This is a genomic window from Psychromonas aquimarina ATCC BAA-1526, from assembly GCF_000428725.1.
GTDB lineage: Bacteria > Pseudomonadota > Gammaproteobacteria > Enterobacterales > Psychromonadaceae > Psychromonas > Psychromonas aquimarina.
This window is the reverse complement of the sequence record NZ_AUAM01000034.1, coordinates 12,743-28,527: the sequence shown is the minus strand read 5'-3', so window position 1 is coordinate 28,527 and position 15,785 is coordinate 12,743. Positions and strand designations below refer to the sequence as shown.

At 40.7% G+C, this 15,785-nt stretch carries 17 protein-coding genes; 4 read left to right on the top strand and 13 right to left on the bottom strand.

The features are described from left to right. Positions 1-62 precede the first annotated feature (62 nt). Complete coding sequence (locus G337_RS0113350) at positions 63-506, bottom strand: GatB/YqeY domain-containing protein (protein WP_028864336.1); 444 nt, start codon at positions 504-506, stop codon at positions 63-65. Positions 507-526: 20 nt separating this feature from the next. Beyond that, entirely contained in the window at positions 527-742 is a 216-nt protein-coding gene (gene rpsU, locus G337_RS0113345) for a 30S ribosomal protein S21 (protein WP_015464331.1), read from the bottom strand. Positions 743-1,012: 270 nt separating this feature from the next. Here rpsU and tsaD point away from each other — a divergent pair, with 270 nt between their 5' ends. Beyond that, a complete protein-coding gene (tsaD, locus tag G337_RS0113340) occupies positions 1,013-2,032 on the top strand; it encodes a tRNA (adenosine(37)-N6)-threonylcarbamoyltransferase complex transferase subunit TsaD (RefSeq protein WP_028864335.1) in 1,020 nt (339 codons plus the stop codon). A 189-nt stretch (positions 2,033-2,221) separates the two neighbouring features. Here the strand turns inward: tsaD and hemB are convergent, their stop codons facing one another. The 8 genes from hemB to ubiE form a co-directional block, all read right to left on the bottom strand. Continuing rightward, on the bottom strand, positions 2,222-3,229 hold the full coding sequence (gene hemB, locus G337_RS0113335; RefSeq protein WP_037027488.1) for a porphobilinogen synthase: 1,008 nt from the start codon (positions 3,227-3,229) through the stop codon (positions 2,222-2,224). Between the two features lie 100 nt (positions 3,230-3,329). Beyond that, on the bottom strand, positions 3,330-4,109 hold the full coding sequence (locus G337_RS0113330; RefSeq protein ID WP_028864333.1) for a TatD family hydrolase: 780 nt from the start codon (positions 4,107-4,109) through the stop codon (positions 3,330-3,332). A 27-nt stretch (positions 4,110-4,136) separates the two neighbouring features. Then, positions 4,137-4,919, bottom strand: coding sequence for a twin-arginine translocase subunit TatC (gene tatC / locus G337_RS0113325; RefSeq protein ID WP_028864332.1), 783 nt, complete (start codon positions 4,917-4,919; stop codon positions 4,137-4,139). Beyond that, entirely contained in the window at positions 4,916-5,314 is a 399-nt protein-coding gene (gene tatB, locus G337_RS0113320) for a Sec-independent protein translocase protein TatB (protein ID WP_028864331.1), read from the bottom strand. Before tatB ends, tatC begins: the two co-directional genes overlap by 4 nt. A gap of 26 nt (positions 5,315-5,340) precedes the next feature. After that, entirely contained in the window at positions 5,341-5,574 is a 234-nt protein-coding gene (gene tatA, locus G337_RS0113315; protein ID WP_028864330.1) for a Sec-independent protein translocase subunit TatA, read from the bottom strand. A 68-nt stretch (positions 5,575-5,642) separates the two neighbouring features. Further along, positions 5,643-7,283 (bottom strand): ubiquinone biosynthesis regulatory protein kinase UbiB, encoded by a 1,641-nt coding sequence (gene ubiB / locus G337_RS0113310; protein ID WP_037027486.1) that lies wholly within the window; start codon positions 7,281-7,283, stop codon positions 5,643-5,645. Between the two features lie 47 nt (positions 7,284-7,330). Then, the gene (locus tag G337_RS0113305; protein WP_028864328.1) at positions 7,331-7,936 is read right to left on the bottom strand and encodes a ubiquinone biosynthesis accessory factor UbiJ; all 606 of its coding nucleotides are present in this window, start codon (positions 7,934-7,936) and stop codon (positions 7,331-7,333) included. 27 nt (positions 7,937-7,963) lie between these two features. After that, positions 7,964-8,719 carry a bifunctional demethylmenaquinone methyltransferase/2-methoxy-6-polyprenyl-1,4-benzoquinol methylase UbiE gene (gene ubiE, locus G337_RS0113300; RefSeq protein ID WP_019615992.1) on the bottom strand — a complete coding sequence of 252 codons (756 nt, stop codon included), beginning with the start codon at positions 8,717-8,719 and terminating at the stop codon, positions 7,964-7,966. 290 nt (positions 8,720-9,009) lie between these two features. On the opposite strand from ubiE, the gene pgi reads away from it, so the two are divergent. Continuing rightward, a complete protein-coding gene (pgi, locus tag G337_RS0113290; RefSeq protein WP_028864327.1) occupies positions 9,010-10,662 on the top strand; it encodes a glucose-6-phosphate isomerase in 1,653 nt (550 codons plus the stop codon). 96 nt (positions 10,663-10,758) lie between these two features. On the opposite strand, the gene G337_RS0113285 is transcribed toward pgi, so the two are convergent. Beyond that, positions 10,759-11,799 carry a glycosyltransferase family 9 protein gene (locus tag G337_RS0113285; protein ID WP_028864326.1) on the bottom strand — a complete coding sequence of 347 codons (1,041 nt, stop codon included), beginning with the start codon at positions 11,797-11,799 and terminating at the stop codon, positions 10,759-10,761. A 234-nt stretch (positions 11,800-12,033) separates the two neighbouring features. On the opposite strand from G337_RS0113285, the gene G337_RS0113280 reads away from it, so the two are divergent. Next, positions 12,034-13,059 (top strand): glycosyltransferase family 9 protein, encoded by a 1,026-nt coding sequence (locus G337_RS0113280; protein ID WP_028864325.1) that lies wholly within the window; start codon positions 12,034-12,036, stop codon positions 13,057-13,059. Positions 13,060-13,144: 85 nt separating this feature from the next. Here G337_RS0113280 and G337_RS0113275 read toward each other — a convergent pair whose 3' ends face one another. After that, positions 13,145-13,924: a glycosyltransferase family 2 protein gene (locus G337_RS0113275; protein ID WP_028864324.1), complete on the bottom strand. Its 780-nt coding sequence runs from the start codon at positions 13,922-13,924 to the stop codon at positions 13,145-13,147. A gap of 4 nt (positions 13,925-13,928) precedes the next feature. Further along, the gene (locus G337_RS0113270) at positions 13,929-14,975 is read right to left on the bottom strand and encodes a glycosyltransferase family 9 protein (RefSeq protein WP_028864323.1); all 1,047 of its coding nucleotides are present in this window, start codon (positions 14,973-14,975) and stop codon (positions 13,929-13,931) included. Positions 14,976-15,081: 106 nt separating this feature from the next. On the opposite strand from G337_RS0113270, the gene G337_RS0113265 reads away from it, so the two are divergent. After that, positions 15,082-15,783 (top strand): 3-deoxy-D-manno-octulosonic acid kinase, encoded by a 702-nt coding sequence (locus tag G337_RS0113265; RefSeq protein WP_028864322.1) that lies wholly within the window; start codon positions 15,082-15,084, stop codon positions 15,781-15,783. Positions 15,784-15,785: the final 2 nt, after the last annotated feature.

Here is a 15,785-nt window from a genome sequence, read left to right as displayed (position 1 = left end):
AAACAAAAAAGCCCCAAGCTTATTGCTAAGCGTGGGGCTTTTTTATCTAACGAGTGTCAGAGTTAAGCTAAGCAGGCTCTTACAAGTGCGCTTACTTCACCCATGTCAGCTCGTCCTTGAATATCTTTCTTGAGTACTGCCATCACTTTCCCCATATCCTGCATACCGTTTGCACCCGAAGATACAACCGCCTGCTCGACTAAAGCTTTCACTTCATCTGTGGTCAGTGCTTGTGGAAGAAACTCCTGCAATATAGCAAGTTCTGTCTTTTCAACTTCAGCAAGATCAAGTCGATTCGCTTTTTCAAATTGAGTAATTGAATCTTTACGCTGTTTTACTGATTTAATGATGACAGCCGTAACTTCATCATTATTCAGCTCAACTTTATTATCGATTTCAATTTGTTTGATAGCAGCGAGCAACATACGAACAGTGCCCAGGCGGACCTTGTCCTTCGCCCGCATTGCGAGTATTTGTTGTTCTTTTAATCTTGCTTTTAAAGACATAATTAACCTTTATCTAATAATTAGTAAAGGCGAACGCGACGTGCGTTTTCACGAGAAAGTTTTTTCAAGTGACGTTTAACTGCAGCTGCTTTAGCGCGTTTACGTACTGTAGTAGGTTTCTCAAAGTATTCACGTTTACGTGTTTCAGCTAAGATACCTGCTTTTTCGCAAGAGCGTTTAAAACGACGAAGTGCTACGTCAAATGGTTCGTTTTCACGAAGTTTAATTACTGGCATGTGCCTATTACCTTTATGGTTACGGTCGTATATTGACCAGTTCATTTAAAATGGTGCGAGATTTTAATCCTATTTGGGTCAGAAAGTAAAGGATTAGTGTATTAAATATAGTGAAATAAATGCAAAGATCCTTAAGATCCTGGCTTTGTTTAACTGTCAATAAGTTTATTGCTGATAAGCAGGTGAAAAAAAACACTGTTACTCTATTTTTTACGTTAAACTAGCGCACTTTTTTCAGCAGAATTATTTTATTAAAGGGGCATTTATCATATGCGTATTTTAGGTATTGAAACATCATGTGATGAAACTGGTATTGCTGTTTATGATGATCAATTAGGTTTGTTATCACATCAATTATACAGTCAGGTCGAACTGCATGCGGATTACGGTGGTGTTGTGCCCGAACTTGCATCCCGTGATCATGTCCGTAAAACCATCCCGTTAATCAAAGAAGCTTTAGCTTCTGCCGGCTGTACTAAGGATGATATTGATGCTGTTGCCTTCACCGCTGGACCAGGTTTAGTTGGTGCATTGTTAGTCGGGGCATGTATCGGACGCAGTATTGCGTTTGCCTGGAATAAACCGGCCATTGCAGTGCATCATATGGAAGGCCACCTGCTTGCCCCAATGCTTGAAGAAAACCGCCCCGAATTTCCATTTTTAGCTTTATTGGTTTCCGGCGGCCATACCCTTATGGTGCAGGTTGATAATATCGGTGAATACAAGGTATTAGGCGAAAGTATTGATGATGCTGCCGGTGAAGCATTTGATAAAACAGCAAAATTACTGGGTTTAGATTATCCCGGCGGACCGCGGTTAGCTAAAATGGCGGAAGGCGGAGTTCCCGGGCGTTTTGTGTTTCCAAGGCCAATGACCAATAAACCAGGCCTTGATTTTAGTTTCAGTGGCTTAAAAACATCTACTGCAGTTACTATTCAGAAAGAAGGCAAAGATGCGCAGACACAGGCGGACATTGCCCTTGCATTTCAGGATGCGGTTATTGATACCATTGCTATTAAATGTAAACGTGCGTTAAAAGAGACCGGACTAAAACGCTTAGTTGTTGCCGGCGGCGTAAGTGCTAACCAGTCATTACGTAAGCAATTAGCGGTATTAATGAAATCCAGAGGCGGTGAAGTTTTTTATCCGCGTAATGAATTTTGTACCGATAACGGTGCAATGATTGCCTATGCCGGCATGCAGCGTCTTAAAGCCGGTCATTTTGAAAATTTGGAAATTGAAGCTAAACCCCGCTGGCCGATAGAGAAACTGTTAAGTGTGGCAGGGTAAACTTAAACGGCGAAATCCTATTGTCTATAAGGACTTTAGCTGTCAAAAATGAAAATGCAGGGCTAGGAGGGGAAATAAGCTGAGATTGTATTATTTACGCTTTAAGGTTATATAATTCGCGTCATATTAAAAAATACCTTTAGTTAGAGGAGCAAACGAGCTGTCTGCTCCAATTTTATCGCTTTATTTTTACTTTTTTTCCTGCAGCCAGACTGCCGCCTGTTTGGCAAAGTAGGTTAAAATACCGTTGGCACCGGCGCGTTTAAAGCAGAGTAATGATTCTAAAACACACTCTTTTTCTTTTAACCAGCCGTTATCAATAGCTGCTTTATGCATTGCGTATTCGCCGCTGACCTGATAGGCAAATGTCGGTACCTGCAGTTCAGTTTTAACGCGGCGGACAATATCTAAATAGGGCATGCCCGGTTTAACCATGACCATATCCGCACCTTCCTGAATATCTAATGCCACTTCATGAATTGCCTCGTCACTATTTGCCGGATCCATCTGGTAGGTGGATTTATTGCCGCCTTTTAAGTTACCTGCACTGCCGACGGCGTCACGGAAAGGACCGTAATAGTTTGATGCATATTTTGCGCTGTAGGCCATAATCTGTGTATTGATATAACCTGCGTTTTCTAATGCTTTACGAATTACGCCGATACGGCCGTCCATCATATCTGAAGGCGCAACAATATCTGCACCGGCCTGTGCGTGAGAAAGTGCCTGCTTGACTAATATCTCGGTTGTTATGTCATTTAATACATAACCTTCTTGATCAATAATTCCGTCCTGACCATGTGTGGTGAAGGGGTCCAGCGCTACATCGGTAATAACGCCTAATTCAGGACAAGCCTGTTTGACAGCTCTTACGGCGCGCTGTGCAAGGCCTTCTGCGTTATAAGCTTCTTCTGCCATCTGTGTTTTTATTTCATCTGGTGTAACAGGGAACAGTGCGATAGCCGGAATACCTAATGCGCTTAACTCTTTGGCCTCTTCAATTAACAGATCCACCGAAAGGCGCTCAACACCGGGCATAGAAGTGATACTTTCGCGGCGGTTTTTACCTTCAAGAACAAACATAGGGTAAATAAGATCGTTTACTGAAAGCTGATTTTCAGCAACTAAACGACGAGAAAAATCATGCTTACGTAAACGACGTAAACGTCGTGCAGGGAAACTTTGAGAAGTAGTCATTAATATTCCTATTAAGTCTGTAAATAAAAAGCAACTTGTTGGATGGTTGTTCTTTTGTCTGAATTCAGTGTTATAAACTATGTACTTTATAAAACTAAATTTATATATTAAAAAAGGCGCGGCTTGTCGCGCTTGTTTCTATAAGAAGCTGTTCAGTGCTCTGCGAACGAGCTTCTGCAATTGTCTGTGCAATAAAGGGCAGATACTTAGGTTCATTACGGCTGGATTTGGGTTTTGGACGCATTGAACGCGGCAGCAGGTAGGGGCTGTCCGTCTCAATCATTAAACGGCTGCCAGGAATAAGCTTTACCAGCTCTAAAAGCTCTCCCCCACGACGTTCGTCGCAAATCCACCCGGTAATACCAATGTGCAGATCAATGGCTAAGGAGCGCTCCAAATCAGCCCGGCTACCTGTAAAACAGTGTAAAACAGCATTAGGAAGCTGCTTGATATAAGGTTTTAATAGTTCAATGAAACGTTTATTGGCATCTCGCTCATGCATAAATACCGGCAGCTGCAGTTCAACAGCTAATTCCAGCTGCTGCACAAATGCGTATTCCTGTTCTGTTGGTGTGGAGTAATTACGGTTAAAGTCTAAACCACATTCTCCAATGGCTTTTACCTGCTTGTTTAATGCCAAATTTTTAAGGTGAGACAGGCTTGTAGAATCGAAGGTTTTTGCATCATGAGGGTGAATGCCTGCAGTGCAGTACAGGTAATCTGGTTCGGATAAAGCGAGCTGCAGAGCCGCTTCACTTTCTTTTAAACAAGTTCCGGTGATAATCATATTTGTCACACCTGCTTGTCTGGCGTTACAAATAACATCAGACAAGTCTTTTTCAAAACGTTTACTGGTCAGGTTTACACCGATATCTATCATTTAAAAAACTCTGTGATTTTCGCTGATTCAGTCTTGAAGTTTTTCTTCGTTTTCATCTTGATCATTGTCTTTGCGCACATAAAAACGTGAAAACAGTAAACCTAATTCAAATAAAATAAGCATTGGAACAGCGAGTAGTGTTTGAGAAATAACATCCGGCGGCGTTAATAACATGCCGAAGACAAATGCGCCGACCACAATATAAGGGCGTTTCTCTTTTAACTTTTCAGGTGTTGTTGCCCCGGTCCAGCATAATACTAAAGTTGCTATTGGGATTTCAAAAGCTAAACCAAAGGCAAAAAACAGTTTTAAGACAAAGTCTAAATAACTGCTGATATCGGTTGCTATGGTGACACCTTCCGGCGCTGTACTGGTGAAAAAGGAAAAGGCTAAGGGGAAAACCACATAATAAGAGAATGCCATACCTAAATAAAAGAGCAGGGCGCTGCTGACCACTAAAGGTGCAATTAATTTACGTTCATGTTTGTATAAACCCGGCGCAATAAATGCCCATACCTGATACAAAATAGCTGGAATTGCAATAAAAATGGACAGTACAATGGTCAGCTTGATCGGTGTAAAAAACGGCGTCGCTACCCCGGTTGCAATCATGCTTGAGCCTTCTGGAAGCTGGCTGGTAAGCGGGATTGCTAAGTAGTGATAAATATCATTAGCGAAATAAACCAGACTTAAAAATAGAACCATAACGATGGCAATAACACGTAATAAGCGGTCGCGAAGTTCTAATAAATGAGATATTAAGGGCAAGCTGTGTTTTGTCTGCGTATCGCTGGTTTCGCTTGAACTCATTCACTTTTATCCTGTGTAATTGGCGCTGCAGACTTGTTCAGAATACTATTTTCACCGTTATTTTCTGTGTTTATAGCTGATGAATTTAACTCTTCATTGCTGTTCTGATACGGGCGGGTAATTTCCTGTGCCGTTTTTTTCATTTCATCAATTGATTCTTTAAGATCCGGATCAAGATCGCTAAGACCCTGCTTGCTCGCCTTGATCATATTCTCGTTTATTTCATGCAGCTTTAACTCTTGAGATATTTCACTTTTGACAGAGTTAGCCATGCCTTTGGCAGTATTTACCCAGCGCAGAACACTACGGATAGCAGTGGGTAAGCGCTCGGGACCGAGCACTACTAAACCTATTACGGAGATAACAACCATCTCCCAGAATCCGATATCAAACATTTAAATATAAACCTTTTAGCTCAAGGCTATGCTTGATCTTTGTGTTTAGTTTTTTCGTTGAGCTTCTGTTCGTCTGCTGCGCTTTTTTCTGATTTGTCATCAACGCTTGGAGGAGTAGACTCTTCATCTTTCATCGCTTTTTTAAAGCCTTTTATTGCGCCGCCTAAATCACCGCCAATGCCGCGTAATTTTTTCGTACCAAAAAGTAGAACTACGATCACTGCAATAATGACCAGCTGCCAGATACTGATACCACCCATAATTTATTTCCTTCTCTTTCTATTATTTTATTAAACGGTTAAAAGCTTGTAACGTTTTATAACAAAGTTTAGCCCTTATTGGTATGGTTCCATGCCAGTAACCAGGAAAAAAATGCCGGTACTGCAAAGAATAAAGCTAAATCTTGATCTGGTTTCATATATGCCAGCGCAGAAATTATACTGAAAGTGAAACCTGCGCCAATATAAAAATAACTTTTACTGTTATTGCGCTGCTGTCTATTAATTGATTCTGTTAACAAGCTCAACTGCTGCTGTTGTTTTTTAGACTGCGACAAGTTGTGATAAACCAGCTCCGGCAGCTCCGGCAGTTTTTCTAACCAGAACGGGGCTTTCTGCTGCATTTTTTTCATTAATGTTTTAGGGCTGACCTGCTCTTTCATCCAGTTTTCTAAAAACGGTTTTGCGGTATCCCACAAGTCGAGCTGCGGATATAACTGACGCCCTAAACCTTCGATATAAAGCAGGGTTTTTTGTAATAAGACTAACTGAGGCTGCACTTTCATATTATATCGGCGTGCGGTATTAAACAGGTTGATTAGAACCTGGGCAAAGGAGATTTCTGAAAGTGGTTTTTCAAAAATAGGCTCACAAACGGCACGGATTGCAAATTCAAACTCTTCGACGGGGGTTTCCGGCGGAACCCAGCCTGAGTCGACATGCAGCTGCGCAACCTGGCGGTAATCGCGGTTAAAAAAGGCTAAGAAGTTTTCAGCAAGGTAACGTTTATCTTCATTATTGAGTGTACCGACAATGCCGCAGTCGATGCCTATCCACAGCGGATCTTCCGGGTGTTCATAGGAGACAAATACGTTTCCCGGGTGCATATCTGCATGAAAAAAGCTATCGCGGAAAACCTGGGTGAAAAAGGCTTCTACACCGCGTTCTGCAAGCAGTTTTAGATTGGTATTCTGTGCTTTCAGCGACTCGATATCAGAAACGGGAATACCGTAGATACGTTCCATGACTAACGCATTTTTTGTGCAGTAATCAGGGTATATTTCCGGAACGTAGAGTACTTTAGAGTTTAAAAAATTGCGTCTCAGCTGAATTGCATTGGCACCTTCGCGCATCAGATCTAGTTCGTCAATAATGGTTTTTTCATATTCCTGTACAACTTCAACCGGGCGCAGTCGTTCAGCATCTTTTAAGAAACGCTGCATCAGTGCCGCCAGCCATTTCATCAGCTGCAGATCGGCATAAATAGTTTTTTCAATACCCGGTCGAGTGACTTTTATGACAACTTCACGGCCGTCTTCTTTTAATGTTGCTGTATGAACTTGTGCAATTGAGGCTGAGGCAAGGGCGGTTTTATCAAAGTTATCAAAAAGCGCTTTAACGGGGCGGTTAAATGACTTCTCAATTTGTTTTATGGCCAGCTCACCGCAAAATGCCGGCACATTGTCCTGCAGATGAGCAAGCTGATCCGCATAAACCGGCGGAAGAAGATCGCGGCGGGTTGATAACATCTGCCCCAGTTTAATATAAATCGGCCCCAGTGACTGTAAACTTAGGCGTAAACGCTGTGCCAGATCTGTATTTTTGTGTTTGTTTTTTAACCAGAAAAGCGTCAGGCGCATCAAACGGTAAGATAAGGGAATGTGCTCTTTAGGCAGCAGTTCAATTAACCCGTATTCTATAACGGTTTTATTTATTTGATATAAGCGGGATAGTTCTTTTAATTTTATCATTAGATGTTCCGCGTGAACTTATAAAGGTGCTTAAAATGCTTTTAGAGTCAGCTGCTGAAGCGCTGCTCAATTCGTTTTTCTAATGCTTGAGTTTGTTTGTGCAGATCATTTACCTGTTCACAGAAGTACATCACCTCTAATGGGCCCGGTGCAAGTCTTAGCTCTTCTGTAATGTACTCTGCGCTGTGTTTTTCAATTTTATGGAGCTGTTTGACAGTACCTTTGTGGCACTGCTTAAGGTGATAGCAGAACTTATGGGCTAATACATCGCCGATTTTTGCTGAAAGCTGCTCTTCCCAGTCAATCTCCATTTCAGTCAGCAGCTGTGCAAACTGCTGTACTATCTGGATATCACCATCAATTTCAAGCTGTTCTGTTTTGATCAGACGAGTGAGCTGATGATTATTCTGCAGCTCTTTTAAAGCTGAGATATTTAGACGGATAAAGCAGTCCGACTGGCCTTCATATTTGGCCAGAATATCAATCTGCTGTGTACTGATTACAAAATAGAGTGGTTTGTTAATTTCTTTTAAGGTCACACTAATAATCAGACCGTCAAGTTGTTTACGTCTTTGTTGTGCACTTGTATCCAGCTGATGTAGTTTATTCACTCCGCTTTCAAGTAAGCCGCAAAGCAGGTTGTCTAATGGCATAATTTTCTCTATTTAATTAATGGTTAATTAGTATTTATAACCACGGTGTAACGCCACAATGCCGGCGCTGAGGTTGAAGTATTCTGTCCCTTCAAAACCGACATTATCCATCATCCCTTTTAATGTGTCCTGACAAGGGTGCATGCGGATACTTTCAGCCAGATACTGATAACTTTCGCTGTCATTTGCAATGATCTTGCCCAGTTTAGGCAGAATGTTAAATGAGTAAAAGTCGTAAAATTTACTCACCGGCTGATAAAGAGGTTTTGAAAACTCTAATACTAATAAACGCCCGCCGGGTTTTAAAACACGATAAATAGAGGCTAAGGCTTTATCTTTATCGGTGACATTACGTAAACCAAAAGCAATGGTTACTAAATCAAAGTGATTATCTGGAAAAGGCAGTTCTTCAGCATTTGCCTGGACGTAATCGACGTTGCCGGCGATGCCCATATCGCGGAGCTTGCTGCGGCCTACTTTAAGCATTGAATCGTTGATGTCGGCCAAAACAACATGACCGGTTTTACCCACTACGCGAGAGAATTTTGCGGTTAAATCACCGGTACCGCCGGCAAGGTCCAGTGCTTTCTGGCCTTTACGAATACCTGAACAGTCAATCGTAAAGCGCTTCCAGATTCGGTGAATACCCATAGACAATACATCATTCATCACATCATATTTAGCCGCTACAGAGTGAAAAACTTCGGCAACTAAATCTGCTTTTTTATCTTCTTCTACGGTTTTAAAGCCAAAATGTGTGGTATTTTCTAATGCATTACTCATGGTTTTCTCTTTGTTTGTGGTAAAAATGAGAGCGGAGATAATACCTGATTTTGTTGAAAATAGGATCATTAATCTTATTCGGCAAACAAGTGATTGTGTAAAATTTGTTTATGTTACTTTTTGTTACGGTAGAATTGCTGACTTTACTTTAGAATTCCTTTAATAAAAAATAAAATTTTGCGAACGATCACAGCTCTTTTAAAGCGGGCTAACATCCGTTTGTTAAGTCCGTTATTGTTTATAAAATATAACAATTTAGTATTTTAAACCTTACCTTCTGGAAACTATCTATGCTAAAAAATATCAATCCTACGCAAACTGCAGCCTGGTCTGAACTACAGGCTTTGTTTGATACTCATGCTGATATGGAATTATCTACACTTTTCAGCAGTAACCCGGAGCGTTTTAAGCAGTTCTCTCGCTCATTTAATGATGATCTGTTAATCGATTTTTCTAAAAATTTAATTACTCAAGAAATTTTCGATAAGCTTCTACAGTTAGCAGAACAAGTTGATTTAAAAGGTGCAATTAAAGCGCAGTTTGCCGGTGAAACGATTAATGTTACTGAAAACCGTGCGGTATTACATAGTGCATTGCGTAACCGCAGTAATACTCCGGTGATGGTTGACGGCGAAGATGTTATGCCGAAAATTAATAAAGTACAGGAACAGATGAAAGCATTCTGTGCCAAAGTACATTCGGGTGAATGGAAAGGTTACACTGGTAAACGTATTACAGATATCGTGAATATCGGTATCGGTGGTTCAGATCTTGGCCCGTACATGGTGACTGAAGCATTAGGTGCTTATAAAGTTGAAGGCATTGAAACACACTTTGTTTCTAATGTTGACGGTACACATGTTGTTGAAACGTTAGCTAAAGTTGATCCTGAAACTACGTTGTTCTTAATCGCATCAAAAACATTCACTACACAGGAAACAATGACTAACGCTCATAGCGCGCGTGACTGGTTCCTGAATTTTGCACAAGATCAAGCGCATGTTGCAAAACACTTTGCTGCTTTATCAACCAATGCCGAATCAGTTGCTGAGTTTGGTATCGATGTAGAAAACATGTTTGAATTCTGGGACTGGGTAGGCGGCCGTTATTCAATCTGGTCTGCTATTGGTTTATCAATTGCACTAACTGTTGGTTACGATAACTTTGAAGCGCTGCTTGAAGGTGCGCACGAAATGGATAAACATTTTGCGGAAACTGAATTTGCCGATAACATCCCTGTTATTTTAGCGGTTATCGGTATCTGGTATAACAACTTTTACGGCGCAGAGTCAGAAGCTATTTTACCTTATGATCAGTATATGCACCGTTTCCCTGCATATTTCCAGCAGGGCAATATGGAATCAAACGGTAAATGTGTAGACCGTAACGGCGATCTAGTTGACTACCAGACTGGTCCAATTATCTGGGGTGAGCCGGGAACAAATGGTCAGCATGCGTTTTACCAGCTGATTCACCAGGGTACTAAACTGATCCCTTGTGACTTTATCGCACCTGCTGTAAGTCATAATCCAGCCGGCGATCACCATGCTAAACTGCTGTCTAACTTCTTTGCACAGACTGAAGCGTTAGCATTTGGTAAAAGCAAAGAGCAGGTTGAAGCTGAGTTCACTGCTGTTGGTAAAACAGCAGAAGAGATGGAGGCTTTAGTAGCGTTTAAAGTGTTTGCTGGTAATAAACCAACTAACTCGATTTTAGTTAATAAAATCACGCCGAAAACATTAGGTCAGATGGTTGCTATGTATGAACAGAAAATCTTTGCTCAGGGCATTATCTGGAACATTTTCAGCTTCGATCAGTGGGGCGTTGAACTTGGTAAGCAGCTTGCTGGTCAAATCTTACCTGAGCTAACTAATGATGAAGCGGTAGCAAGCCATGACAGTTCAACAAACGGTCTGATCAATGCGTGGAAAGCCTGGAAATAAGTTATTAACAAATAATTTATTGCTGGCATAAAAAAGCAGCTGTTTATCAGCTGCTTTTTTGTATGTGAGTCTTAATGCTTATTGTAAATAAAATTTCTATTTAGACTCATCGAGCTGTCTGCTTATTTTCTGCATGACTAGTTCAGGTTGTAGTTTCTGCATGCAGATATTATTTGTACATTGTTTAATACTGCCGTCTGGTAAACATGGGCTGCATGGAAGAGCTAGTGAAATTATTTCAACCTGGTTGTCTGAATGTGCATAGGGCCCTGTTTGTCGATAATCATTTGGACCAATAATAGCGAATACCGGGGTATTCACTGCCGATGCTATATGTGATGGACCGGTATCTGTTGTTATTACGCAATCGGCATGCTCGATCAGTGTGATCAGTTCACTAATAGTGGTTTTTCCACATAAATTCAGTGCGTTATTATTGTTCGCTTCTTTTTCAATCCCATCAGCTAAGTTTTTTTCTTCTGGGCTGCCGATTAAAATAATTTGATGCGTTTCTTTGTATTGGGCAGTTAAGCTTTTAGCTAGAGTCTGCCAATGACTGGACGGCCAGGCTCGGTAGTTTATTGGATTTGAACGCCCTACATGGCTGTTCCCAGGGTGTAGTACAATATAAGGTCTTGTTAAATTGAATTTTTTTTGTAAAGGAGGAAAATCACTGCCGGTTAAAGTTGGTGCTGATTGTTCAACATTACAATTAGATTTGAGTTTACCTAGTCCTAATTTAACAATACGCAGCATTGCCTGGACAGCATGTTCATTATTTTGTTCTACAGGACCTTCGGTATATGGTAGTCCAACTTTATGTTGAGCATTTATTTTCTTCATTAAAGAGAAAAAATACGGGCTGTTTTCTAAGTTGATAATAAGATCATATGGGCTGGACTGGCTGTCGGAAATGATACGCTTTTTATCAGAGTTGAATAAAGTGGGGATTTTTTTATGTTTGATTGAATAGACATCATGAATCCGCGGATCATGTTTAAAAAGAGAGTGAGCTAAAGGTGTTCCCAGCCAGTTAATCTGCGTACTTTTAGGTAAATTTTGTTGAATTGCTGATATCGCTGCACTTGCAAAAACAGTATCACCAAGTGCGCCTGAGCGAATTATTAAGACCTTCATTGAGTACCTTTGAATTAAAATAGCCAATTTCATTAAATGACGATCAATTGAATTTAATAACTCTAATGTTCACTCATTAATGAATATCAACCATGCAGTTTAAGTCTCTTTTATTTTATGTACAAACATATTCGTAATGCAGTCGTCAATAAAGCGCTTGTCTTCACAGCTAATTTCAAGAATCTTAAAAATACAGTACAATGTATAGCTAATTAAGGAGAAATAGAATAAGTGATGTCTAAAATACTTGTTGTACGCAATGATAAAATCGGTGATTTTATGCTGGCATGGCCAAGTTTTGCCATGCTTAAAAAGTCGATGCCCGATATGCAGATTGATGCTTTAGTGCCTGCTTATACAAAACCCTTAGCAGAGCTTTGTCCGTGGATAGATAATGTGATTATTGATGATGCCTGTAAATCACAACAAAGCAGACTGATAAAAGAGATAAAAGCTGAAAACTACAGTGATTATATCTGCCTCTTTTCCACTACCCGTAATGCACAGTTAGGGCGAAAAGCTGGAATTTCCTATCGCCTGGCGCCTGCGACAAAATGGGCGCAGTTTTTATTTACCGATCGCTTAAAGCAGCGCCGTTCACAGTCGGCAAAGCCGGAGTCCGAGTATAACCTGGATCTTATTCGCCACTTTTTGCAAAAAAAGAATATCTCTCCAGTAGAAGGTGATGCTCCATTTTTAAATACTGACCTGCAGTTAAAAGAAGAGTTAAGAAACTCACTGTTAGAAAAATTACCCGCAACAGTTAATAAGTTGTGTTTTATTCATGCGGGCAGCGGTGGCAGTGCAAATAACTTGTCGCTGCAGCAGTATGCGCAGTTAATTCAGCTGCTGCATGAAAAGTTCTCGGGTATCGGCTTTATATTAACTGCCGGACCGGGAGAAGAAGAGCAGGCCGGACAACTGCAGAATTTACTAAAAGCAGATATACCTTCTTATCCGTATCAGTCTACTTTAGGTTTAACTTCATTCTGTCAGACAATCAGCTGTGCAGATCTGTTTATTGCAGGCTCTACGGGGCCGTTGCATATTGCCGGAGCGGCCGATGTATTAACGGCTGGTTTCTTCCCGGCTAAACGCAGCGCGACACCGCTTCGCTGGAAACCTTTAAATGGTGAAGGGCGGCATATCGCTTTTATTCCTGCCAGTAATGATAAAAGTCAGGAGAATATGCAGTCGATTGATATTAATCTGGTAATGAAAGAGTTATCAGTTTTCTTACAAGGCCATAGTTTTAACTAATCTAGATGGGAGCATACTGAAATGCTCCCTTTATACCCGTTATCATTCAAAATGCATTTCGACTGGTAACAGTATATATGCTGGGCTAGTTGTTTTTATCTGCTCTTGAATCGTTATTGCGAATCCAAAGATCTGCGTATTTGATAAAGGTAGAGTGCGCTGAAAGTATAGCAATCAGTAAACCTTGTTTACCGTCTAAAAAGCCGCGTTTTAACAGATACATCTTTACAAAACAGCCTAGCGCATGGGTAAAACCTTGTGTCAGGCTGGATTTTTTTCCTCTTGCTTGTCGTCCGTCTGCCCAGGCTTTTCCGTAACTGGCTGATTTAACTAAGTAATTTTCCATGTCACCGTAGGAGTAATGAAAAAGATCGCCGTCTAATTGAACTGTTTTTACATTATCATTTGTGACAATTTTTTCGTGAACAAGCGCATCGTTATAGCGTGCGATATTTTTCGGATAAACGCGGATGATTTTGTCAACCCAGCCGGAGTGCTCTAGAAAGCGCCCGAAGACCCAGGTTTTACGCTGTATTTTGAAAACAGTGTTCGTATCAGCTTTGCTGATCTGCTGCTGAATTGACTGCTGTAATTGCGGTGAAACAACTTCGTCGGCATCAATGGCTAAAATCCATTTGCTGCTGGCATAATTTTGCGCAAGCTGTTTTTGTTTACCAAAACCCTGCCAGTTTGTATGAGAGTAAAATTTAGCACCGTACTTTTCAGCAATATTTTCTGTCTGATCGCGGCTTCCCGAGTCGACAATAATAATCTCATCAACCCAGGTTAAAGAATCTAAACATGTGGGAAGGTTGTTTTGTTCATTTTTAGTGATGATAATCGCGCTGATTTTATTTTCTGACATTTATCTATTCCTGCTCTGTAATTATCTGATCAAACATTCTGGTAACTGACTCAATGGATATCAGCTGCATTGCATCTGCATCTTTTACCCGTGCCCGCCATGGAAGCTCACTAATGGTTTTACCGGTCTGTCTGGTGATCAGCTCCTCATAAACACTGACAACATGATTTAACTGTGTGTAGGGGCCGGTACGTTTAGGGTTGTGGTGGGCGTATAAACCAATAACCGGGGTATTAACCATGGTTGCCATATGAGTAGGGCCGGTATCCGGCGCCAGTAAAATATCTGCCTGTCTGATTAATGCAACAAGCTCAATCAAGGTGGTTTGGCCGATTAAGTTTTTAGCCTGCTGCTGAGTATTATTAACAATCTGCTCTGCTAATGTTTTTTCCAGTGCAGTTGGTGCTCCGCAGATTAAAACCTGATACCCCTGCTTGAGCGCATGGTTTGCAGCCGCGCTGTAACCCTCAACTGTCCAGTTTTTATAAGCTTTACTGGCTGCCGGGCTGATAATAAAGGTCGGTTTATTATTAATAAGGTGCGCCGCTTTTTGTTTACTTTCTGGCGGTAACTGCAGTTCCCATTTTACCGTTAAATCCTGTACACCAAGTTTTTCAGCAAAAGCCATAAAACCATCCAGTACATGCGATGATTTAGCTGTATCGATTTTTTTGTTAGTAAACAACCACTGACTATCTTTCGCTCGTGCTTTATCAAATCCAAGTTTAATCTTAGCTTTAATCATTAAACTGACTAGGCTGGAACGTAAAGCCGCCTGCATATGCAGCAGGGCGTCAAAGCGATGATTTTTTAACTGTTTTCGTAACTGAAAATAAGCTTTCCAGCCTAATTTCTTATCAAAACTGATCACTTCAATATTTGCGAGGTTTTGCAGTAACTGTGCTTCTAATTTTCCCGTTACCCAGGTTATTTTAGTTTCCGGCCATTGTCTTTGAATTGCCTGCACACAGGCAACTGCATGACAAACATCCCCAATTGCACTAAGGCGCAAAATGCAGATTGATTTAGGTGCGGAGGTGAATAAGGGCATAAAAAACCTATTAAAAGAAAATATGAGGAACAAGTGCGACATTATGCAAAGGACGATTGCTAATGTAAAATAACAGACCTTCATTTATCCAAATAAAGTCATAAATGTGAAAATTAATAAATTAAACAAACAAACCTGTTTTTTTAACGACGATACTTTTTCTGCTTCGCTTTTTGAACATGATTACCTGCAGGCTAATAATCTGATAACAGGCAGTTCTGTCGGACGCGGTACAACCTGGTTTTTTCAGCACCAACAGAAAAAGTATGTGTTACGCCATTATTATCGCGGCGGTTTAATCGGCAGAATTAATCCGGATAATTTCCTGTATTGCGGTTTGAAAAATACACGTGCTTATAAAGAGTTCTCTTTATTAGAAAAGATGTCGCAATTAGGTTTACCTATCCCATTACCCTATGCCGGCCGTATTACAAAAAAAGCCCTGTTTTATCAGGCGGATTTGATTATTGAACTGATTGAAGGTGCAGAGGATTTAGTTGCTGTTTTAAGTCGACAAGTAATCAGTGAGTTGCAGTGGTTAGAAATCGGCCGGGTAATTCGTTTATTTCATGATAATAATATTTACCACAGCGATATGAACAGCCACAATATTATGCTGGATAATTCAGATAAAGTCTGGTTAATTGATTTTGATAAATGCGAACAACGGAAAAACGGGGGCTGGAAACATCAAACACTGGAGCGTTTGTTACGTTCGTTTCGTAAAGAGAAAAATATTAACAACACTTTAAACTGGCAGGAAACAGACTGGATGACTTTAATGCAGGGGTATCAGAGCCAGTCTTAATG